Source organism: Bacillus sp. z14 (2026) (genome assembly GCF_058313575.1).
Window position 1 is genome coordinate 774,524 of the sequence record NZ_JBZFQK010000001.1, and the last position, 24,188, is coordinate 798,711.

Sequence of the window (24,188 nt, forward strand, 5' to 3'; positions counted from 1 at the left end):
CAATTTTCATTACTCCCTTTCAAATGTAAAAGCGTTGAAAGCACCACGTTTGATTTTGTAAAAACGATCATCTTTCGGAAAGAAAACAAGCAATTCCTTCTTTTTTTCTCCAAAATTCATAAGCTTATCAATAAACTCAACAAATCGGATAGCATCTTCCTCATCATTTTTATTAGGGCGGTATCCTTCTTGGACCTTTCTCAATAATGAATACAACATATAATCTATCTCTAAATAAAGATTCTCTGACTCATCCCCATTATTATAAGCAACTATAATGCTTGTTTTAAATGCTTCCAATACTTCTCTTGTACTTGTCTTTAAATGAGAAATAGTCGGTTTCAGCTCCAATGCTTGTGCTAAATGACACTTTTCAGTTGGTTTTTTTAAGTAAATATAGCCTTTCTTTGGACTACCCTTCCACTTAAAAATAGCATTTTCCATTTCTCTATAGAACTCGACAACTTGTTTTCGATTAAGAACATTAAAATAATAAAGATGCTTCATAAAAGAAACATAGCCATCATCCACTACCTTATTAGCAAAATCCTCATTCGTTAAATAAGTTAAACGTATGAATGATTCGTAAAATGTATTATAAGAGGTATCACTGATATCCGTTTTATCATAAAACGGACTAAGCCAATTGTTAGCGATTTCCCCCAGTACATTTTCTTTAATAATGTTCTTCCAATCATTTAAAGTGTGCAATTTTATGACTAGCTGATCGATATCACTAGACCGATTATGGATAGGATCTAATTTGTTCATCACAAACAAAATTGACGATCGTTCTCTTCTATTAAATAAAAGACTAGGTAATGAAGCTTGTAATCGATCAAATTCATTCATCATTTTTGGTGCATTTAGATCGTCAGGAATAATAATATCAGCTACAAAATTCAGAAAAGCACGCGCAGATATGACGAGTTTATTTTTCACAAGTGTTTGAATCAGGAGATTAACAATTTGCTTTTGGACTGTAGGGTTGCGAAAAAGCATAAAATTCTCATGTGCCATAGTATGCACATCGTTCTTTTCGTCTTCCAAAACAGCTAAGTGAAACGGATTCTCTTGTACAGGATTGAATATCTTAGCCAATAATGAAGAATAGAAAGAAGACTTAGGTCCTTCCTCAGTTAATTCATAGGCATGATAGTCCCCAAAGCTTAATAAATCAAAAAGATCTTCGCTATACATTGTTGTGATATTTTGTGTAAAAAGACCACTCATTTCGACAAATTGCTTTAATTTTTTATAGGTGAACGTTTTATGCTCTAAATGGACAAAATTATGCAATACACCCATATTAATAGCCAATATAACTCGATCGTTTGATTCATTAATTTTCTGATCTGAAAAATTCTGCAATAGCTCTTCCAATGTTTCCATCGCGTTTTTAGAAGGTGAGAAACTTTCAGTAGCATCATTGAAAATCGTGTAGCCTTCTATTAACTTCGGCTTATTCTCTTTTAAATAAGCTAAAAGGTGAGATTTTCCATCCCCAACACTGCCGCATAACAATATTAAATTTCCCTTTTCACCGTCTATTTGGCGTTGCAAAATATGTTCTAAATCCAGTTGAATTCTTCGATCGACATGCAAATAGTTTTTAAAGGAACTGAACTGGTCAGCATTCTCAATTGCTTCTTGGGAAGAATCTTTTAATCTTCTAAGTTCTCTCAATAAGTAACTTTCATTACTTGGCAGGTCTTTGACTAAAATGGACTTTTCTTCTTTTACTTGATCCTCTTTCTCTTTCTCTTCAGAGATTATAGGACTAGGATTAGGACTTATCTGCCCACTGCCAATAAGTTCTAAAATTTGTTTAGTAACTATATCTTTAATGTCTTCTTTTTCTTTTGGCTTAGGTGGTGTATACGCAGGAATTTCAATTTCATCAACTATATATACTTCACAAAACCATAATGCGATATTATACATTTCTTTGTGGAGCCTAAAAGCTACCGTTATATCGTCAAATTGCCCATCATGGGCAGCCTTATTTCCTGAAAAACGAATAGCATCAAATGATTTTTGGATTTTTGGATCAATATACCCTTCTCGGGAAAGATATAAGATCTTTTCATATAAGGAAGTTAAATGGTAAACTTCTATGGATTCGTACTTAATAACCTCGTTAACAATTTCCTCAGCAAAAATGCGAGCTTTCATGATTGCACTGCTTGCATCATTGAATATTAATTCTTCCATTTTCTTCGCATTTTGAGCAGCTACAGGATTTATTTTTTCTAGGAAACTCAAAAAATATGTTTCATTCGAACTCATTTGTTAAATCAACTCCATATAGCGTAAGTACTTTCAGGTTACATTTTATCACAAAAAGGGTTGTATCTTTAATATAACAGGACATATGTCATAATTAAATTCCTAAATTCTGCCTTTTCTAATTATGATCGAATAAACGTTCGTTAGAATTGTATTTTTTTATCATATTGTATATAATTAAAATCTATTATTACGTACGTAATTAGGAGTGATTACAATGGATACTACATTTACATATAATTTCCCTGCCATTCGTGGTGTACAAGCAGGTAAAGAATATTTTGTTGCAATGTGCCCTCTACGAATCATCCCAAAGATCTTTCTTTTTGATGAAGAGGAAATTCCACCGGAGCATCGATCGCAACGAATTTTAAATAAAGCTAGAATACCAGAAATGACAAACTATATAGTAGAAAATCAAACTGACTATGTTTTTTCTTCTATTACAGCTTCTATTGATGGCGCAATTAAGTTCATACCATTTAATAAGGAAGCTTCTTCTAAAGATTTAGGTCAATTAAGGATTGCTTTAGATGCTCGCTTCCTGATTAATGATGGTCAACATAGAAGAGCAGCGATCGAGGAAGCACTGAAAATTTCGCCTGAGTTAGGAAATGAAACGATTTCCGTTGTATTTTTCCATGATGATGGTTTAAAAAAATCTCAACAGATGTTTTCTGACTTAAATCGACACGCAGTGAACACGACATCGTCCATAGGAATTTTATACGATCATCGCGATCAGTTAGCATTGCTTACAAAAGATATTATTGTTTCCACTCCCTTATTGAATCGATATACTGACAAAGAAAGAGTTTCATTATCTAAAAACTCTCCAAAAATACTGGCACTAAACCACATTTTTAATACAAATCTTAGGTTGCTAGGGAAAACAAAAGGTGAGCAAATAAATGATGAAGATGAAGTTTTTTTAAGAGAGTTTTGGAATGTATTATGCGACTCTATTCTCGAATGGAAAATGGTCTACAATAAAGAATTATCCCCTCGTGAATTACGGGCAAATTTCATCGTAGGACACGGAGTATTTATAGAAGCTGTTGGATTAGTTGGTAAGTACTTACGAAACGAATGTCAGGAAGAATGGTCTTTATATTTGAAAAAACTCTCCAGTATTGACTGGAACCGAAGTAATACAACAGATTGGTTGGGCCGAGCCTTTAATCAAAATGGAAGAATCCAAAAGAACTCTTCAACTGTACAACTAACCGCAAATAAAATTAAACAATTAATTGGACTCACTCTATTAGAATCAGAACAAAACTTAGAAAATAAATTTTTTAAAGGAGGCGTTTAATTTTGAATAAAGGAATTATCAGTAATCTATTATCGAAGCAAGCCCCTTTAGTAGATGAAATAAAAGAAAAAATTAAAATAGCATATAAAGAAGACAACCGACCATGGGTGGTTGGTTATAGTGGTGGTAAAGATTCCACTGTGGTTGTACAACTTGTATTCGAAGCATTAAGTGAAATGCCTAAAGAAGAGCTCCATAAAAAAGTATATGTCATTTCTTCAGATACACTAGTTGAAACACCACTAATAATTAACTCGATTAACCAAACATTACGTCGTATTCAAGATGAAGCATTAAAAAGAAATCTCCCCTTCGAGACACATAAAGTGAAACCAAGTGCTGAACAGTCTTTCTGGGTGAATTTAATTGGAAAAGGCTATCCATCACCTAACCAACAGTTCAGATGGTGTACCGATCGTTTAAAGATTGAACCAGCTAATCAATTCGTTATGGATAAAGTATCTTCTTTTGGGGAAGTAATTATGGTTCTTGGCGTCCGTGAAGATGAAAGTGCTAGTCGTGGTAATTCTATTCGTTCTCATACCGTTGAAGGAAAAACTTTCATGCGGCATTCAACGTTAGCTAATGCTTATGTATATGCTCCAATACGTTCATTCACGTTGGATGATGTTTGGAATTACTTATTGAATTATCCTTCGCCTTGGGGAGATGATAATCATGAATTACATCGTCTTTATCAAGATTCAAACAGCGGTGAATGTCCATTAGTTATAGACAAAAACATTAAAGAAAGTGCTGGTTCATGTGGGAACAGCCGTTTCGGATGCTGGGTTTGTACTGTTGTGAATCAAGATAAAGCTATAACAGGGTTTATTCAAAGTGGACATGATTGGATGAAACCATTATTAGATTTCCGCAACTGGTTGGCTTCTATACGGGATGATCGAACAAAACGGATGAAATACAGAATGAACGGACAAATTTATTATAGAGATGTAAAAATAGAAGAGATCGATAATAAAACCTATGTTATTATTGCCAAAAAAGCTAGCAGAGCCAAACAAGTAATTCCATTTGATGAATATACTATTCTTACAAAAGATACAATTAAGAGTTACATTACAGAACATAATATTGATTTAAGTTCACCTGAAGACCATCGTATATTAGTCGAATATACGGAAGAAACATTGGATGGCCAAATTATAACCAAATATGCGCAATTAGGCCTTGGCTCTTATACTATGGAAGCAAGAAAAGAAATTCTAACTAAATTATTGGAATTACAACGCGATATTAAACATCCTTTCGACCAACATTATGAACTTATTAGAGAAGAAGAATTAAAAGCTATTCGTAAAATTTGGTTTAAAAATGGCGAATGGGATGATGCAGTTCCTGCAATATTCGAAGATATTATGGGGTATTCTTTAGATTGGGAAATAGATGACAGACCATTATTTGATCAAGAACAAATATCAGATCTAGATTTATTATGTGATCAATTTAAAGTAGATATTAAAGTTATTAAAAAGTTAGTATCTATTGAAAAAGATTACTCAGGTTACAAATTTAGAAGAGGTTTAACAGATGAGATAGGCAAAGTATTAAAACAAGACTACTTACATTTATAAGCAGAAAATGAGGGTTAGTAATGATTATTAATGAAATTCAATTAACCAATATAGGGGCATACAGAGGTATTCAGTCATTTGATTTCCGTCCTACTCAAGATAAGAATGTAATCTTAATAGGCGGAGAAAATGGTGCCGGTAAAACAACACTTCTGAATGCCATCAAACTTGGTTTATTTGGAGCATATAGCTACGGATTTAAAACAGAAAATGCAGATTACTATAAAAGGGTCGATAGTCTTCTTAATCATACTGCAAAGAAAATTAATGAGAATAATTTTAGTATAAAAATAGAGTTTTCACTGATTGATGGTTTCGAAAAAATTGAATACAGTGTTATCCGTAATTGGAAGTACTCCAATAAAAGCCTAAAAGAAACTTATTCTCTAATTGCTAACGGCAAAATGCAGTCTGAATATGAAAAAGATCTATTTCAATCCAAATTAAAAGAGGTTATGCCACCCCAGCTTTTAGACTTATGTCTATTCGATGGTGAAGAAATTGCTCAAATCGTCAGCAAAAACCTCCTATCTGAGTACTTAAAAAATTTATCAAGAGTTGTATTTAACTTAGATTTATTTGAAACATTAGAATCCGATTTAGAAAATTACGCTAACCAGACGCTAGATGTTCAAAAGATGGAGTCTGCAGAACAAGAATTATATGATCTTAACAATCGTGAAAAGAGTCTAAGAGCAAATATTATCTCTGCACTAGGAAAGATTGACGAATTAAAAAACCGTAAAAATGAACTGCAAGATGAGTATCAACGTTTAAAAGATGATTTTGAAAAATATGGTGGTCTTGTTAAGACAGAACGTGAAAACATAATTAAACAAATGAACAGCATTGAAAATGAAAGAAAACAAAATCAGGAAAAAATCAGAGAGTTTGTATCCACACTTCTTCCTATATATTTAGCTGCGAATTTGTTACAAGAAACACGAAGTCAAATTCAGAATGAAGAAGCATTGCAACTATACAAGCAGTTGAATACTAAATTATCAAAAGATAGGCTAGATCATATTCTTCAATCTCTTCCTGGTTCATTTGATGAAGATACTAGTACTGAATTAAAGAATCAACTACTGCAATTAATGAAGCCATCTGAAGAAGTTGAACAAATACACGGCGCTTCTTTTTCCGAGAGCAGTCTGGTAGAAAATATGTACCTTAAAACATCCAGTTCAGCTAATCAAGATTGCTTAACTCTTATCGAAGAGAATAAAATGAAACTGCATGAACTCCAAAAATTAAGAGAAAAATTAAAAGTGAATGATTCAACCAATGAATTTAGTGAAATGATAGAACGAATGGAAAGTATCCAAAGAAAGATTAGCAAATTGCAAGAAGAATTAATTGTACAAGAGAATTTGTTGGAAGAATGGAAATCAAGTTTAACTTCAACTATGAATGACATCGACAAGATTCAAAAGACTCTTAAAGATCGTGATAAAACAGTTAGCTCCTTCTTGGAATCACAAAAAATCATTACATTAAGCAGACGTTTTCGCGAAATACAGTTAAAGAAAAAGCTCTTACAAGTTCAATTTGAAGCTTCAAACATGTTAAAACGTATTTTCAGAAAGCATAATTATGTCTCTTCTATTAAGATTGACCATGAATCATATGAGGTGCATTTAGTAGATGCACATAAAGATTATATTGAAAAGGCTACTTTGTCTGCAGGTGAAAAAGAAATATTATTAATCTCGCTTATTTGGGCAATCTTTAAATGTTCTGGAAGGAAAGTGCCATTTATCTTTGATACCTTGCTTGGAAGATTAGACAAGACCCATAAAGCAGCGGTACTTAAAGAATTTATTCCGAATTGCGGAAGACAAGCAATTATCCTTTCAACAGATACGGAAATTGATGAACATCACTATCGATTATTACAGAATCATGTAGCAAAAGAATACATGTTAGACTTTAATGTTGAAAGAAAAGAAACACAAATCTATAATCAATATTTTGCCTTTAAACAGATGGAGTTGAACTAAACTTATGAATTTCCGATTAAAGACATCAAAAGATACTGGGGAAAAGCTTGTATATCTTCAATCAACAACCGGATTAACATGGAATATTCTATCCAGAATTGCAGTCTCCCTTTCACTACAGGATCCATCTATGCCTGAATTAGTAGAAAACAAATCCGGCGTGGATATCCATCGTAATGCTATGACTGGAGAAAATGATTATGTATATAAAGCCCTTATCCGTCAACATGCTAAGCGTAATGTTTCGGATGAAGAATACTTTCCAGACCTATTTAATGCTCATTTAGAACGTGGCATTACATTATTAGAGAATGAATACAAACATGCTGGCAATTATGAAAAGCTACTACAAAACCTAATTAAAATGGAAAACTAGGTGATACGATGCTTTATTTAGATAACAGTGCAACTACTCCCATTCACCCTGAAGTAAAGGATGCGATGCTTCCATACTTAATGGAGGAATTCGGGAACCCTTCAAGTAAATATTATGACGCAGCAGAAAATGCAAAAAAAGCCGTTAAAGAAGCAAGAGAATCTCTTGCCTCTTTACTTGGCTGTGATTCTTCTGAACTCATCTTTACCAGTGGATCGACGGAAAGTAATAATATGATTATTAAAGGTGTTGCTGATTATTACTCGAATAGAGGCAATCATATTATTACATCTTGTGCTGAACATCCATCCGTATTGGAAACATGTAAATATTTAGAAAGCAAGGGTTATGAAGTAACATATTTAAATGTTGACCGGTTTGGAAGAATAGACGTAAACGAACTTGCCAAATCCATTAAAGACCGTACTATATTAGTAACTATTTTATGGGGTAACAACGAGTTAGGTTCTTTAAATGACATGGAATCTATTTCAAAGCTATGTTCAGAAAAAGAAGTTTTTCTACACACCGATGCCACCCAAGTAATCAGTAAAGTAAACATTGATTTATCTGATTACCCAGGTATCACCTTCTTATCTTGTTCTGCACATAAATTTCACGGTCCTAAAGGGGTCGGAGCCAGCTTTATCAAGAAGGATCAATACGATATCTTAACCCAAATAACTCCACTCCTTCATGGCGGTGGTCAAGAACAAGGAATCCGAAGTGGAACTTTAGCCGTTCATAATATTGTAGGAATGGGAAAAGCTGCTGAAATTGCACAATCAAACCTTACTGATCAAATTAAAAAGCTGATAGAGTTAGAAGACTATTTAACTAGGATTCTTAAAGAAAAGTTCAATGAACAAATTTCTTTTAACAGTGATCATTCAAATAAAATACCAGGTGTAATCAGTGTTCTTTTCAAAGGGATTAATAATGAATTACTCGTGAAAAGTCTCGCTCCATTCATAGCTGCATCAACTGGCTCTGCTTGTAGCTCAAGCAAACCTTCTCATGTATTGGCGGCAATCGGGCTATCCATTGATGATATACGTTCAACAATTCGGTTTTCTATGTCATCTTACATTGAAAAAGAGGATTTGGATGTGTTTAAGGAATTGTAAGCAAATTCCTTTACGCGCAATCTACTATTTAAGAGAACTAGCACATGAAAATATAAATTTTTTCATGCGTTTGTTCTCTTCTTTTGTTTAAATAAGAAATTCCGCTTTAATTTTTAAAATATTTTAATTTATCTAGAAATATATAGATTAATGAACATTATTTATTGTATTATTTTCCTTAGACGATTAACAAAGGGTGAAAAAAATGGATATTATTAATATGTTAAACCAGTACATTAAAGAAAATAAGACTGATGAACAACTTGCCTCAGAATTTACAACCTTATTGCAGCGCGGAAATTCAATAACCAAAATTGCTAAGCAATATGAATTGGATCCCTCAAAAGTACAAGAACTATTAAAAATATACGGATATTCATCTGACCTAAATTATAATGATAGGGAAGACGAACAAGAAAAGCCAAATATACCACATCTAAAATCTAACATTAGTAATCAAACTATAAACTTAAATAATATTGAAAAACAAGATAACAAAAATACAAAATTAAGTATAGATATAATTGTTGACTTATTAAATGACCATGTTCCGATGGAATCAATTTGTAAGCAATATGAATTGTCATCTACTGATTTAAAAAATATGTTAAGTATAAAAGGCTATTACTATTACTCTTTTATGGGGGGCTGGTATAAGAAAGATCAAAAAGAGCTTAGTCAATACTTAGCAAAAATGATCGGTCAAAACACTTCTTTATACGATATATCCGCAGAATTTTTCCATAATAAAAAAGAACGTCTATTTTTTGTTGAAAATGTCGAAAAGCTATTTAGTAAATACGGTTTTATATTCAATCAACAAACTAAAACATGGACTACTCCTACCACGATTCCCGAAGAGAAACATGCCAGCAATAAATATCCAACTATAAATAATGAGGAATTACTTACAATTGTTTTCTTGTTAAACAGTGGCTCCACTTCAGAAGATATCGAAAAAAAATATAACTACAAAATGGATATTATTAAGCAAGAATTAATAAAAAACGGATTCCATTGCATACCCTTCATTAATTATTGGACAAGAAAAACTAATGATCAAATGTGTGAGAATTTAATAGATCAATTAAATAATAATGGACTTAATCTAGGAGCATTAGTATATAAATATAACCCTACTTCAATTTCTATCAATGAAGATCTTCTTGGTTTAAAGAAATATTTGAAACAACATAAGTACTCTTACCATGCTTTAAGCAGAAAGTGGGAAAAAGATATTAGTGTTAAAGATCTCCCTCAAATTGTAGAGAAACTTAATTCTTTTTCATTAATAATTAAACAAAATATATCCTTAAAAAAATTAGCAAAAGAATATAATTCTTCTGATATCACTATAAAAAATTTACTTAAAAACCATAATTATCAGTATTACTCAATTTTAAATACTTGGACAAACAAAAATTATTCCGAATTATTAACTCAAATTGCTGAGAATTTATATGAAGGAATGGTCACATTTACTGAATTAGAACAAAAAAAAATTGACACCATCCAATTAGAAAAAGAATTAATAAAAAAAGGCTATACCTATGCAAAAGAAATACAGCAAGAAAAAATTATTGACGATCAATCGCATACAAATAATACCAGCTTCTCTTCCCAAAACATACCTGATTCAGAGAACATTGAACCGTTGTCTCCAAATTTTCCATTTAACGGACAAGATATTAATGATTTAAAAGAATTACTTTCACATTGGAATCAACAAAAAGAAGAACGAAGCCATATTAACGAAGACCCAATTAAAATATCTATTTATCTACCAGCTACTGTACTTGATCAATTACATCATAAGGCAGAAATAACTGGAACTAGTCGCTCTTCTTTGATTGAAAAAGCACTAAAAATCTATTTTAGCAATTAGAAAAAGAAGCAGGAGTACTGTACCCCAAAAGTTAGAGTTTGAATTTAACTTTTGGGGCCATTTCAGTTCCACTTCTTTTAAAATGTTAAGATATCAGCTATATCCTTTAAATTTCGCTGTTGGGCTGTTGTTTCTGCTTCCAATGACATTATAAAATCTATATAAGTAAGTAATGCAATTTTAGGATCTTCCATAACCCGTTTATATAAAATATCTAAGCCGCCTGCTGCGTATTCTTCAAAAATTCGCATCTTTTCATCAAAACTTTTTTCGTCAGTGTTTAACAGCTTTAAACTATTTGATTCACTAAGTGCAACAGCATTAATAACAACCTCATCCGTTTCCATATTAAAAACATTCCATTGAATACCTTCTAAAGTTTGTGTAAATTCTCTTCTTTTTTTTTCCATAAACCCCACCATACCAGCAGCCATAAAAACATCTTTATATGTTGTGAAAATACCAAACTCACTTTTATTCGTTAAGTTCATGTAATACTCTTCTTGATCTTTAGGTCTTCTTATTCTCCTATACATGTTAATTCACCTCAACTACTTCTGTAAATTCGTAGGGTTGATCCTTTTGAATTCTTGGATCATTATACTCTAACCTATATTCTTTACCGATTAATTCTCTCATTTGTTGCTCTACTTCACCTCTCCATTGGGATGTGGATACAATAACTACGACTTGTTCAGATAATTTATGAATCCCCTTGGCAATTCGGTCTCGATGATCGGAATCTAGCGCACCGAATGGAGAATCCATTACAAGTGGATATATGCCCCCTTCTTCAAAACTATTATTTGACTCTTTATTAAACTGTTCTCTCGCCAAATCTACAATAGCTCCTATAAAAGATAAGCTGGTAATTTGACGTTCACCTTGCGACATACCAACCTTATTATTATTTTGATTTAATACATTTAATTCGTATTCATTTGTAAGTTGAACTTTATAGCCTTTTCTTAAAAATTGTCTGTAAACAGTGGTTATACGATCCTGCAATTGTTCTTTAACCATTTTTTCTCTTGTTTTATAAATTGAGTTCATTGTTTCAATTAAAGTCTGACAAGCGTCCACTCTTTTTTGAGCAAGTTGGGCCTTTTCTGCTAAACTACTTACTTTCTTTTGCTCTTTATCTTTTTCTTTCAATTGATCTTCTATTTGCTTACTTTCAAACTCTATCCTACCAATATCCCTATCTATTTTTGTCTTAGTACCATCAAGTTTATCAATTTTAAACATCAAACTTGTGATCTCTTCGGAATCCGTTTCGCTAAGTTGAGTCTTAATTTCTTTAATTTCTTCTTTAATCTTTCTCTCTTGGTTTTGCAATTTATTTTCAGACCTCTTTAATTCTTTTAAATGTTCAAAAAAATTATGACGATCATCTTTGACATTTTTTATTCCTGACTTAAACATTATAATCGCACTGTCTAAATTTTGTGGTGGGAGCACTTCTTTAAATTTCATTAGATGATCATAATGAATGGAACCTTCTTTTATCTCTGTCCCACAGATGCAAATTCCTCTCTCTACCAAATCATCTATAAAAGAAGATGAGCGAATACCTGAAATTCCAAAACCTTCACTTGCTTTTTGAGACAAGATGCTTTCCGATTGATTGATTGAAGGATAAGAAAAAGCCAAATATCCATTCTTACTAACAAATTCCAAAAGATTCTTTTTAGTTTTATCCAGTTCTATTACAACTTGAGTTAATTCATCTTCTTTTTTCTCTTTTTCTTGCTGAAGCTTTTGTGATCCCTCAATAAATTTTAATTTATCTTCCACTTCTTTCATCTGTCTTTTAGTAGCTTCCCTATTTTGAACAAGCTCCTTCTTTTTCATTTTAAGCTCTTCCATATGCCCCTCTAATCTTTCTATTTCCTCAATTAAATCAATGGTTTGTGGATCGCCATATGTCTTAATTTCACTCCTAAACCTAGTACTAGCATCCCTAGTATGCTTGATAGAACGCTCTAAAATTTCAAGACCCATTATATTTTTGATGGCTTGCTTTATTTCTCCAGTATTATTTTCTTTTGAAAGATTATCAATTCTTTCGCCATCAAAAAAGAAATATGTTCTTAAATTTTCTGGTAAAATACGATTAATCTCATCTGTTGGATTTAGAATGATTTCTGAATTCCCATCTTTTTTAAATTCTAATTCAGCTTCTGCATTACCATACACAACATTTCCCTTATTATCTTTACGGGCTTCTATTTTCCTTTTAAGTGAATACTTTATTCCATGGTCACTAAATGTTATAAGTACATAACATTCTATGTCCTGGTTAAAATCAGCCGAATTAATTGCCTGTTCATTTATTATTTCTTTGGAATTTGGCAAATCCATTTTTCCATAAAAACACCAACTAAAAGCATTTAATAAAGCTGTCTTACCAGAACCATTTTCTCCATGAATAACAGTAATATTTCTGCTAGTGGATTTTGCAAATTCAATTGTTTGCTCTTTATAAAATTGGCGAAAATTCTTTAATGTGATTTTCTCTAATAACATTTTACTTCACCCGTTCCTTCACTATATCAATAATAGTATTTACTATGTTTGTACCTTGGAGATTTTTCCGATGTAATATTTCCTTTTCTGCTTCTAAAATCTCTTTTAAAATATAGCTGTATCCCTCTGGCATTTCAGAAAGTATTTTATTCATTTCACCTATTATGCTCATATTTTGTTCCTCCTTTACATATCCAATAAATTATAAGCTTTTTTAATATCATCTATTTTCTCATGGGCAAGCGGCCCATTGATCGCTAATTCCGCAAATTCCGAAAATCTTAATAACTCTCTACGAATCAATTTCCTTTCCATATTAAAAATACTTGGCTCTATAAACTCCAGTTCATCCAACTTCCGTGGTAGAACCAAGAAATCGTGGATATATGAATACTGTTTATTCTTATGCTTTCTTAACACCCTTCCTCTACGTTGAATAAATTCTCTTGGATTAGTTGAACTTGCTAAAATGTATGCCGTTTGAGTAGCCGGTACATCTACTCCCTCATCTAAACATTTAATAGCTACTAAAGCCTGTAAACTACCACTTTCAAATCTATTTAATAATTCTTGTCTCTGCTCCTTATCTTCTCGTGATGTAAATGTATGCACGTTCATATTTAACTCATTCCCTAGTATATTAAGGACCGCATCTATTTGTTTATTACCATCTACAGTACTATCCCCACAATAAACAATATTATATTTGGAGTCTGTTCGTTTCTTCATCAAATCTTTCAATAAAACTAATTTATTTCGAGCTCTTCCTAAAATTCTGGCACGTTCAATTAACAAACCCTGAACTGATTCAGTAATTTCTGTAGAATCGCTTATAACTAGCATTTTGGTAACTTTTTTTGTCACCTCAAGATAGAGCTCATACTCGTCTTCATCTAAATAGATGATGTGTGGATAATAATAATACTCTGTTAAAAATTCTCCGATTGCTTGATCCAAACCATATTGGAAAACAATGGAATTTCCAAAATACTTTATCAATTCTTCTGTCCCCTCTTCATCATGCCAACGATTTGGTGTAGCCGACAAGGCTAAACGATAAGGAAAGGAATCAATTAAATTATTTCTATTATGCATAGCTCCTAAATGATGTGCTTCATCAGCAATGAATAATACATCACTAGTTAATTTACTTAATATTCTTTGCATAGATGATGTACTAAAAGTCGAGACTGTTGTAATCACACAAAAATGATTAATTATTCCTGTTGAAAAAGCACTTACTTCATTGAATAAAGCATCCTCCCATAAAGTTCGAGACTGGTAAGCTATTATAGGGGACATATTAAAAGCTTTAAGATCTTTGACCCACTGGTCCACCAAATGAATATATGGACAGACAATTACAACAGCTAAACGATTTGTTACTTCCCAAAGTTTAACCGTAGCTGTTAATGCTGTAATTGTTTTTCCTGTACCAGTTGCCATTTCTAATAATCCCTGGCAATTATTGCGAAACCAATTACGGATTGCCTCTTGTTGATATTCTCTTACAGTTATAAAAGAAGGGATAGCTGGGTAAAATCTATCTGTTTCCCTACGATAATATAAAAGTTCCACCTCAGGCTCTATCAATGCCTTTTTTTCATCCCTGTAAGATAATAAATAATCAAGAATAGATTGCGGTATTTCCATAACTGAATAGATACTGTTTCCATTATTCCATAATTGATTAAATGTATCTAACCGTCTTTTAATTCTCTGCTGTTCATATATATTCCAAGAACAAAAAATATCCATACTTTCAAAGTTAGCTTTATATTCACCAGAAGTCTCATTTATTTGATTAACAAAACTAATTAACCTTCCACTAAAATCCTCACAAATCCCCATTTTTTCATAGTGAATTCCTTTAAATAGACTATTTTTAGGATAAATAATTTTAATTTCAAGTTGTTTGTTAATTATTAAAAACGCTATTGTATTTAATCGAGCTTTCATAAAATCATCTTTAGGAGCATGCAATGCATTTAATAACGCTTTTTCAATTATTTTTTCTTTTATTTGTTCATTATTATCGAATTTTTCTTCATCATCCGCTATATGCACCGACATGATTAATTGGAAAACCCCTCCATTTTCAACTAATTTTACAACACCTTTTGTCGCTAAAATTAAGGACTCAATAGAAAAATAACCAGCTATGCGTTTGTATATCTTTGTTTCTGCTAAAATTGGCAAATAAAAATCACGAACTATATTAGGATCTTCAACCGAATCATAATAATCAGAAATTTTCAGGTCTTGAAACATAATTACACCTCAGATATAAGTCAAAATATAAATTTTACTTTCTTTTAGAGACACTTTCTTCAACAAAACTCTCTTTATACAGGTGGAAGACAAGGGAATAATACATAAAAATTTATGATGGTCAATCGCCTCAAGAATATCTCTTTTTGATAGTTACTCCTATATTCCTATTTTCATTTATCTAACTTTAATAACTCTCTCAATATCAATTCATATACCAATCTTACTACTTAAGATTATAGAATATTATGATAATTTTAGAAAGAATCAGTGAGATCTTACATTTTCACATAAGAAGAGCAATATCCTCTTCATCAACCATTATTAGCTCTTTCATATGCTTATTAAGGTACCTGGGAACATACACTTTCCTCTGTCCACCCTCCTCATAGTACAATTCAAAATAAAAGCGGGAACAGAGTGTATGACAAGATTCAGAGTAATAAATCGCAAAACCATAATTATCAACTTGTCAGTGTTTTTGATTAACAATCACTTCAACTTCATCTAGCACCTTTAGACTCGCAATGGATTGAACCCACATATTATCTTCGTCAGTTCTATCAACAACCATAAATGCACTTGGTTCATAAACCCTTCCTACTCCCACTATAAGTTTTAAACTATAGTCATAATCTTGGCAGTTGCAACCCAGAAACGCCCCCAATGTAACCGCCTCCTTTAGGTGGAATAAAATATATTAATATAATTTACCTCCTAGAGACGGCCGATAAACTAATCAGTCGTTCTTCTTCATAAATAGTTCAAATCTAATGTTTTATTACCGCTTAGTCTTAGAGTCCTCCAGTTTATCAGTATTTTACAGGTAGTAGTCTATATATGATTTCTCGTAAACTTAATTTATCTAACAAAGCTATAGATATTACGTGTAGTTCATTTAAAATCTCCTCACATACTGCATCCTATAAAATAAATTCATGATGAAGAAAGGATTTATACATATGTAGAATCCAATCCTTTTCCTTACACAAAAACTACTCAATAGAGTATTACGAAAATTAAAACATTAAATTGTAAACGCTTTCTCGTAGTGTTAATATATGTTCATCAAAGGTCTTCCATCTGGTTCAGTCAAGGGATAATCAAAAACCTGGAGGGATTTTCAAATGAAAGTAACAATAATCGGTGCAGGTAGTGTTGTTTTTGCCAAAAGACTTATTTCAGATATTCTCAGTTATCCAGAATTAATAGGGACAACCTTCTCATTAATGGACATAAACGAAGATCGATTGCTAACTGCAGAAAAAATGGCCCTTTCTTTAATAGAGCAAAATGGAAACATTGCAACAGTAGAAGCTCATCAAAACCGACTGGACGCATTAAAAGGTGCCAGCTATGTGATCAATCTCATACAGGTCGGTATGCATGAATCCACCTTAATTGATTTTGAAATTCCTAAAAAATACGGCCTAAAACAAACCATCGCAGATACACTTGGAGTAGGCGGAGTATTTAGAGCACTGCGGACCATTCCAGTTGTTTTAGATATTTGCAGGGATATGGAGGAAGTTTGTCCGGATGCTTTATTACTAAACTATACAAATCCAATGGCTACGCTTATCCTTGCTATTGAAAAAGCAACTTCCATTAAAACAGTAGGTCTCTGTCACAGCGTACAAAACACCGCGGGAGAATTGGCTGGATATCTTAATCTTCCAGCAGAAGAACTGGAATATAAGGTTGCAGGAATTAATCATATGGCATGGTTTCTGGAATTAAAGCATAAAGGAAAGGATCTGTACCCTGCTTTGTTCGAGGCAATGAAAAATCCAGCCATTTATAAAAAGGATAAAGTACGCTTTGAAATGATGAATAGACTGAACTACTTCATCACAGAATCAAGTGAACATCTTTCCGAATACACACCTTATTTCATAAAAAGAGATTCGCTTATTGATGATTTCTCGATTCCGATTGATGAATATATCCGACGAAGTGAAGCTAATTTAAAGCATTTTGAAGAAACAAAAGAGAAAATCGAAAATAATATTCCCTTTAATACAGAGGAAAGTCACGAATATGGGGCTCCGATTATACACTCCATGGAAACAGGTGTTAACCGTGAAATATGGGGAAATGTGTTAAATACCAATTTAATAACGAATCTGCCTAACAATGCCTGTGTTGAGGTCCCTTGCCTGGTCAATAAGCGCGGAATTCAGCCAACCCATATTGGTGATCTGCCTCCGCAGCTTGCCGCTATGAATAGGACAAATATCAATGTGCAGCAGCTGATTGTAGAAGCCGTTCTAACAGGTGACATTGATTATGTGTATCAAGCTGTTATGTTAGATCCTCACTCCTCCTCCGTCCTGTCATTAGAAGAAATTTGGGATATGACGTCCGAATTACTGGACGCACATAAACAGCATTTACCGAAGTTCACCAAAGGGCGACATTTACAATATAAAAAATCAGTCACCATTGGATAGAATTATAAGGACTAAAAAAGGATACATGAACCCATGTATCCTTCCTTTTGGTATTGTCTCCTCTAAATCTACTACGCCCTCTTTAGAAACTCTCAAAAAGGCGAACCGCTCAGTTAAAATAAACCTAGATGATGTCTGTGATAAAGAAATACATTCCCTATGTGAATGTACTTATTTTAATCGTTTTACATTCAATAATTCTTCAATCAGCATTTCGTAAGCACGGTTTCCTAATTCTTTTTTTAATGCTTCATTGGCAGCATATTCTTCCGCTGTAAATGAATCCTCGCGACCTTTTTTCAAATAGTCATAGAAAATAGGCGGTAAAAAGTCTTCTTTTAATGAAACTTCCACTGCTTCCCCATTTTGTCTTGTGAAAATATAAGCATAGCTGGTCGCGCGATATGGATCGTATTGAGCAACAGGATAATTCACATCCACTGTATATACCCCTCTCGTTTTACAACGAGTTATAAACTCGAACACATCGCGGAATCCAGGTCCTCCGTGCCCCGATTGAACGGAAAGATCATTCCGATTCGGAATTTCATCTCCAAACAACTCCTGAAAGGCTGCTTCCACTACACGGAACCCAACCCCTAACGCCATATAAGCTGCATAGCCATGATACTTTTTAATATCATCAAAAGAAATTTCGATTAAATCACTGCGATCATAAATTTTAATTGTACGCATATTCAGTCCCCTATTCTTAGTTGTTCTCGCAAACTAATTATAGGTAATTAAGAAAAATCACACAAATTATAAGCAGATGTTGGGCATCAAATCATTCATCTTAAAGCTATCTTTTTGAACTAGTGCTTATTCAGAACGATAGCTTATTATTTTAGTATGGTTTTTTGTAACATTTATTCGATATTGAATACATCCATTAGCTTTTAACAATTACTTATTTCCTCGAATTTTGTAAGCCTTTACATATTTTTTCGTATGGCTCTGTTAAAGGTAAATGTTGATATTTGAAACCTTACCGAAAAGTTTGTATAATTACCATAAGAACAAACATTCGGGAGGCGGCAAGGTTGAGCAAAGCGTTCAGTAATCTATTAAAACATATCGGCAATTTGTCACATACAGAAAAAGAACGAGTGTTTCAATGGGTAAAACGCTACGTTGAACCTTCTTCCTCTGTTGATGGTCGCCTAATCAATGAAATGCGAGAAACTCGTTTTAAAGAAGGATTTCAATGCCCTCATTGTGCATCTGAACATATTGTTCGATTTGGAAAACACAATGGTCGTCAACGCTATCGTTGCAAGTGTTGTAGTAAAACATTTACTGATACAACAAACACTGTTCTATATCGTACTCGTAAAGGTGATGAATGGATTACGTTTGTTGACTGTATGTTTAAAGGCTATTCCCTGCGAAAATCTGCCGAAATTGTAGGGGTTACTTGGGTTACACTTTTTTATTGGAGACACAAATTGTTAAGTGCATTAAAACAATTGGATTTTGAGCAATTCGAAGGTATTGTCGAAGTTGACGGGACCTATTTCCTATACTCTCAAAAAGGTCAACGTGGCATTACAGAACGAAAACCTCGTAAGCGAGGTGGCAAATCTAAGCATAGAGGAATAAGCCACGAACAAGTTTGTGTTCTTGTCGCAAGAGACCGCACCAAAGCAACTGTATCAAAAGTAGCTTGTATGGGGCGTGTTGTTAAAACCAAGGTAGAAAGTATGATAGGTTCTAAACTGACACCGAATAATGTACTTGTTACAGACGCTTGGAGAGCCTACAAAACCTATGCTAAAGAGAAAGGAATTGAACATTACAGAATTAAATCAAACGATGGTAAGCACGTTATCAAGGGCTTGTATCACATTCAAAATGTAAATGGTCTCCATTCTCGTATGAAACAATGGATAGACCGATTTAAAGGTGTGGCTACAAAGTATTTAGATAACTACCTTGCGTGGTTCTTGTTTGTAGATAGCAGGAGTAACGAAAGCACAAAACACAACATTAAAGAGTTCTTACTCACATCATTTGTATTTGAAATGACTGATACTTATGATAGTTTACGTTTATCAAAATTCAGAGCTTAGTTTCTTCTCTATTTTGAAAAACCTGTTTATTTAGCACAGCTATCTGAAAGGGAGAATTAACTTATGAAAAGAGAAGAAAGAAAAAAGCGTTTGGAAGAAATACTGAGAGAAAGAAAAAAGAATGAGGAAAAATTAGAAACCGAACGACGAATTACGGAGATGTTAGAACTATTCCCTGATAAAGATAAAGTGGAAATATTAGATGAAAAAGAAAGTGATAAGGTTGAAACTGAAATGACAGAATGCTTTCCGATTGCGTGGTACGGAAGACTTGATTGGGATAGGTTGAGTAACAAAATAGTTATCCCGAACGAAGATATTTCAAATATACCGTTTTTCCTATCACAACAAAGTTTGGAAAATACGTTACCAGTCTATATAATTGTCGGATTATACAAATACCCTGTGGTCAAGACTTCATTAACGACAGCTTTGGACAATATTGAAGAGATTATGAGTATGGGACCAGACCAGTGGATTTACTGCCCTTTATCAAAATATGTGATTGAGTTTTTCCACGATGACATAATATCTGTGGGTTGGTTGTAAAATCGTTCGTGATAAACAGATGGTGGGAAACCTTATTGATAAGGCTTCCCTTTAATCTCACCTAATATCAACATTGAAATTTAACACAGCCTTTCGTATAAAAGCACAAGAATCCTGAAATCCATCGTATCCCCATCTTCCCGCTGTTCTTCACTCTTTTAAGAGTTTACGAACCTTCTTAGAAGTCAAAAAAACAAAATTCAAAGCGCCCCGTTTAGCGCTAAAATAAACTTGAGCACCACTATTAAAATAAATGAAACAATAGAAGCTCAGTGATTAGATACTGACCTATCAAAGAGTTTAATTCATTAAACTCCTGGTGGTGGAACTGGCAGGTTATGAAACTTTATTATATGAATGAAGTTTCATACCAGAATACGTGTTTATTTCTTATACAAATAAAAAATCAGAGAGATAGCCCTAATATTTAGATTTCATTTCCGGAATTCCACATAGTATACTTGATCAATTACTACTAGCTTTTGACCACGATAGCCCTCTGTGAGTAGCTTCTGCTGTCCCTTCGTATCAGCCATTTGGCATAATACCGGTTCTCCTTCTCGGTTATTCGAGCTTTCGAGTTCCTTAAAGAAGATATAACGTAAATTCCCTCCATATTTAGGCTTCAATGCAACGATTTCCATTCCTTGAGCAAACTTGTCCTTTAGGCTTGGGATGTTAAACGGAGCAACTGTTGAACATACATATTTATAGGGATGTTTGCTACGTGCCAGTTCATCCATGATCCATTTTGCCATACGTCGTTGCAGGCTCAATCCGCGCCAGTCCGGATCCACATTGCTAATGTCTTGATAAATAACAAAATCCAACTCGCTCTCTGGCAGGCCTGCATCGATTCCCAAATGGTCCTCCATCGTATCTGGCACAACTAAAGCGCGGAATGAAATCAATTCTGCCTTAACAAATACGCCGATTAATAGACCATTACCACTCGTTATGTAACGGAACTCCTCTTCTGAAAGAGGCTGAAGGCTCGTTTTATCATCCAGATCCTGTACCACTTTATCCTGCAAGCGTAACACAGTTGCAATATCGGTCTCTGTTAAGCGGCGAACAACATAAGCTTGCCCGTCGTGAAACATGCCTTTATCAATCATCTAAAGTCTCTCCTTTCATTGAAGAACATCTCTGTGAATGGTCAATTCTGTAAGTACATCTTCATTTATATCAATACCAAGACCACTCTTTTTATTTAATTCAATGAACGGGACATCATAGTGCAAATTCCCAACATCCTTTGAGAATTTTAAAGGTCCTGTCAACTCAACGGATGTGATGATTTTCTTGGAGAAAGCAACATGAAAGCCAGCGGCCGAGCCGATGGACGATTCGACCATCGACCCGATTTGACACTCGATTCCAGCCATTTCCGCTTGATCGGCAAGCTTCACAGCTGGATGGATGCCTCCACATTTCATAAGCTTTATATTGATTTTATCAGCCGCTTTCTTTTGGATAACCTCTCTCATATCCTTTATACCTTTTAGACCTTCATCAACCATTAATGGCAGGCGTGCTTTCTTTTTTAATTCAGCCATGCCCTCAAGATCATCAGCCAGCACTGGTTGCTCGAGCCAGTCTATTTGCAGTTCTTCAAGATATGGGAGAGCCCTCAATACATTGGAGCTATTCCTCCAGCCTTGATTAACATCGACACGAATGGCGATTTCATTCCCAACTGCCCTGCGAACAGCTCGGATTCGTTCCATATCCTGCCCTACCTGTTTGCCAACTTTCATTTTAAAGGAAAGGTATCCCTCAGACACCTTCCGCACCGCTTCTTCTGCCATTGCAGCTGGTTCCTGAATACTTAGTACATGGGTGATTGGAAAACGATCATGATAACGTCCTCCGATCAGCTGATAAACCGGTACCCCCAGTTTCTTGGCCACTAGGTCATGACAGGCAATATCAATAGCCGCCTTTGCTGTAGGAGCTCCGTATACCGTTTTATTCATTCGCTCATGTATACGTTCGAATTCGCCTGGATTCTGACCAATTAGAAGCGGTGCTAATGTATGCTTGAGAAGACTATACGTACTCTCCCATGTCTCTCCTGTTACATGTTCATCTGCAACCGCTTCCCCAAAACCAATAAAACCGTCATCACTTTCCATTTTCACAATAATGGAGGGCATATCGTGATATGTATGATAGCTGACAACGAATGGTTCACGAAGAGGCAGGCGAATGGCATATAGTGAAATAGCTTTAATCATATGAAAGTCCCCTTATACTGTAATTGTATCCTCTTTTTGCTGTTTAAGTTCTTTTTCTATCTTTGCTCTTTCTTGATCACTCATTTTTTCAATTGAAAACCCTGTTATCGCATAAAGAATCGCAATAATCGGCACAGCAAAGTTCAAAATCGCGTATGGGGCATATTCAAATACACTTACACCAAGAGTACCGAAGATAAAGACGCCACATGTATTCCATGGGATGAAAACAGAGGTTAGTGTCCCTCCATCCTCAAGCGCCCTGGATAGATTTCTGGAAGAGAGTCCTTTATCACGATACGCTTTTGAAAACATACGTGCCGGAATGACTATGGAAATATACTGTTCGGAGCAGGTTGCGTTTGTCGCAAAACAAGATAATATCGTAGAAACAATGAGACTTTTTGCCGTTTTTGCCAATTTAAGAATTTGTGAAACGATTGCGTTCAGCATTCCCGTATGCTCGAGCATGCCTCCGAATGTCATTGCCACGATGGCCATAGATACCGTGTACATCATATTGTCCAAACCGCCGCCATTGAAGAGATCATCCACCATGGAATTACCGGTTTCAATCACATACCCTGCTTGCAGGGCTGAGATAGCATTAGCAAATGTATCACCCTGTACGAATACCTGAGCAAGGAAGCCCAAAAGAACCCCAATCACCAACCCAGGTATGGCTGGCACTTTTTTGGCCACTAAGATAATGACGATAAGTGGAATCAATAATAAGAAAGGTGAAATAAGGAACTCATCCTGCAAGACAGCTAGTGTTTGTTCAATATCTGTTGTACTCACACTGCCTTTACCGAAGTCACGCCCCAAGAACCAAAATACACCTAACGAAATGATTAGACCTGGAATGGTTGTGTAAAACATGTGGCGGATATGTACAAATAAATCCGTGCCGGTCAATCCGGCTGCTAAATTGGTTGTATCCGATAATGGTGACATTTTATCTCCAAAATAGGCACCTGATATAATCGCTCCCGCAATCATCGGGGCCGGTATCCCAATACTTAAACCAATCCCCATCCCAGCTACGCCAATCGTTCCCATAGTTGACCAGGAACTACCGATGGCAACGGAAACAATACAGCAAATGAGCATAATCGACACCAGGAAAAGAGACGGACTGATGATCTTCAATCCATAATAAATCATAGTAGCGACCACACCACTGCCAATCCAAGATCCAATTACCAGACCGATTAACATAATGATGATTACAGCCGGTAGTGCTAAACGAATTCCATTGTACATGGCCTCTTCAAGCTCGTCCCATTTGTAGCCGGCCATCCATGCCACAAGTGCGGCCGTGATTGTACCAACAATCAACGGGATATGTGGTCCCTCTTCAAAAACAATAATTGTAATAGCCATAACTGCTATCAGCACTACTAACGGTATAATTGCCAGCCCAAAAGATATTTTTCTCTCCATCTGTTCTCCCCCTGTTTGAATTTAATCCGTAATGAAAC

The 24,188-nt window shown here is 34.3% G+C and carries 19 protein-coding genes; 9 read left to right on the forward strand and 10 right to left on the reverse strand.

The window, feature by feature from the left end; genetic code table 11:
* Positions 1-9 precede the first annotated feature (9 nt).
* A complete protein-coding gene (gene dptF / locus AC4G3O_RS03620; RefSeq protein ID WP_491135834.1) occupies positions 10-2,289 on the reverse strand; it encodes a DNA phosphorothioation-dependent restriction protein DptF in 2,280 nt (759 codons plus the stop codon).
* Positions 2,290-2,506: 217 nt separating this feature from the next.
* Here dptF and dndB point away from each other — a divergent pair, with 217 nt between their 5' ends.
* The 6 genes from dndB to AC4G3O_RS03650 all read left to right on the forward strand — a co-directional run bounded on the left by dndB (position 2,507) and on the right by AC4G3O_RS03650 (position 10,590).
* The gene (gene dndB, locus AC4G3O_RS03625) at positions 2,507-3,604 is read left to right on the forward strand and encodes a DNA sulfur modification protein DndB (protein WP_491135835.1); all 1,098 of its coding nucleotides are present in this window, start codon (positions 2,507-2,509) and stop codon (positions 3,602-3,604) included.
* Positions 3,605-3,606: 2 nt separating this feature from the next.
* Positions 3,607-5,199 carry a DNA phosphorothioation system sulfurtransferase DndC gene (gene dndC / locus AC4G3O_RS03630; protein ID WP_491135836.1) on the forward strand — a complete coding sequence of 531 codons (1,593 nt, stop codon included), beginning with the start codon at positions 3,607-3,609 and terminating at the stop codon, positions 5,197-5,199.
* A 20-nt stretch (positions 5,200-5,219) separates the two neighbouring features.
* Entirely contained in the window at positions 5,220-7,202 is a 1,983-nt protein-coding gene (gene dndD / locus AC4G3O_RS03635; protein ID WP_491135837.1) for a DNA sulfur modification protein DndD, read from the forward strand.
* Between the two features lie 4 nt (positions 7,203-7,206).
* Positions 7,207-7,578: a DNA sulfur modification protein DndE gene (dndE, locus tag AC4G3O_RS03640; RefSeq protein ID WP_491135838.1), complete on the forward strand. Its 372-nt coding sequence runs from the start codon at positions 7,207-7,209 to the stop codon at positions 7,576-7,578.
* Positions 7,579-7,586: 8 nt separating this feature from the next.
* Positions 7,587-8,705, forward strand: a complete 1,119-nt coding sequence (locus tag AC4G3O_RS03645) for a cysteine desulfurase family protein (RefSeq protein ID WP_491135839.1) — start codon at positions 7,587-7,589, stop codon at positions 8,703-8,705.
* A 205-nt stretch (positions 8,706-8,910) separates the two neighbouring features.
* Positions 8,911-10,590: a ribbon-helix-helix domain-containing protein gene (locus AC4G3O_RS03650; RefSeq protein WP_491135840.1), complete on the forward strand. Its 1,680-nt coding sequence runs from the start codon at positions 8,911-8,913 to the stop codon at positions 10,588-10,590.
* 77 nt (positions 10,591-10,667) lie between these two features.
* On the opposite strand, the gene AC4G3O_RS03655 is transcribed toward AC4G3O_RS03650, so the two are convergent.
* The 5 genes from AC4G3O_RS03655 to AC4G3O_RS03675 all read right to left on the reverse strand — a co-directional run bounded on the left by AC4G3O_RS03655 (position 10,668) and on the right by AC4G3O_RS03675 (position 16,057).
* Positions 10,668-11,126, reverse strand: coding sequence for a DNA phosphorothioation-associated protein 4 (locus AC4G3O_RS03655; protein ID WP_491135841.1), 459 nt, complete (start codon positions 11,124-11,126; stop codon positions 10,668-10,670).
* Between the two features lies 1 nt (position 11,127).
* Positions 11,128-13,119 carry an AAA family ATPase gene (locus tag AC4G3O_RS03660; RefSeq protein ID WP_491135842.1) on the reverse strand — a complete coding sequence of 664 codons (1,992 nt, stop codon included), beginning with the start codon at positions 13,117-13,119 and terminating at the stop codon, positions 11,128-11,130.
* A gap of 1 nt (position 13,120) precedes the next feature.
* A complete protein-coding gene (locus AC4G3O_RS03665; protein WP_491135843.1) occupies positions 13,121-13,291 on the reverse strand; it encodes a hypothetical protein in 171 nt (56 codons plus the stop codon).
* Positions 13,292-13,305: 14 nt separating this feature from the next.
* Complete coding sequence (locus AC4G3O_RS03670) at positions 13,306-15,390, reverse strand: DEAD/DEAH box helicase family protein (protein ID WP_491135844.1); 2,085 nt, start codon at positions 15,388-15,390, stop codon at positions 13,306-13,308.
* 472 nt (positions 15,391-15,862) lie between these two features.
* Positions 15,863-16,057 carry a hypothetical protein gene (locus AC4G3O_RS03675; protein WP_491135845.1) on the reverse strand — a complete coding sequence of 65 codons (195 nt, stop codon included), beginning with the start codon at positions 16,055-16,057 and terminating at the stop codon, positions 15,863-15,865.
* Positions 16,058-16,517: 460 nt separating this feature from the next.
* Between AC4G3O_RS03675 and AC4G3O_RS03680 the strand changes: the two genes are divergently transcribed.
* A complete protein-coding gene (locus AC4G3O_RS03680; RefSeq protein ID WP_491135846.1) occupies positions 16,518-17,843 on the forward strand; it encodes an alpha-glucosidase/alpha-galactosidase in 1,326 nt (441 codons plus the stop codon).
* A 171-nt stretch (positions 17,844-18,014) separates the two neighbouring features.
* Here the strand turns inward: AC4G3O_RS03680 and AC4G3O_RS03685 are convergent, their stop codons facing one another.
* Positions 18,015-18,539: a hypothetical protein gene (locus tag AC4G3O_RS03685; RefSeq protein ID WP_491135847.1), complete on the reverse strand. Its 525-nt coding sequence runs from the start codon at positions 18,537-18,539 to the stop codon at positions 18,015-18,017.
* A 347-nt stretch (positions 18,540-18,886) separates the two neighbouring features.
* Between AC4G3O_RS03685 and AC4G3O_RS03690 the strand changes: the two genes are divergently transcribed.
* Together AC4G3O_RS03690 and AC4G3O_RS03695 are read left to right on the forward strand one after the other, a co-directional pair.
* Positions 18,887-19,915, forward strand: a complete 1,029-nt coding sequence (locus AC4G3O_RS03690) for an IS1595 family transposase (RefSeq protein ID WP_491135848.1) — start codon at positions 18,887-18,889, stop codon at positions 19,913-19,915.
* Positions 19,916-19,978: 63 nt separating this feature from the next.
* Positions 19,979-20,464 carry a CDI toxin immunity protein gene (locus AC4G3O_RS03695; protein ID WP_140461178.1) on the forward strand — a complete coding sequence of 162 codons (486 nt, stop codon included), beginning with the start codon at positions 19,979-19,981 and terminating at the stop codon, positions 20,462-20,464.
* Positions 20,465-20,898: 434 nt separating this feature from the next.
* Here AC4G3O_RS03695 and AC4G3O_RS03700 read toward each other — a convergent pair whose 3' ends face one another.
* The 3 genes from AC4G3O_RS03700 to nhaC are packed head-to-tail and all read right to left on the reverse strand — an operon-like array spanning position 20,899 to position 24,150.
* On the reverse strand, positions 20,899-21,582 hold the full coding sequence (locus AC4G3O_RS03700; protein WP_491135849.1) for a GNAT family N-acetyltransferase: 684 nt from the start codon (positions 21,580-21,582) through the stop codon (positions 20,899-20,901).
* 15 nt (positions 21,583-21,597) lie between these two features.
* Positions 21,598-22,704, reverse strand: coding sequence for a mandelate racemase/muconate lactonizing enzyme family protein (locus AC4G3O_RS03705; protein ID WP_491135850.1), 1,107 nt, complete (start codon positions 22,702-22,704; stop codon positions 21,598-21,600).
* Between the two features lie 12 nt (positions 22,705-22,716).
* Complete coding sequence (gene nhaC / locus AC4G3O_RS03710) at positions 22,717-24,150, reverse strand: Na+/H+ antiporter NhaC (RefSeq protein WP_490558687.1); 1,434 nt, start codon at positions 24,148-24,150, stop codon at positions 22,717-22,719.
* Positions 24,151-24,188: the final 38 nt, after the last annotated feature.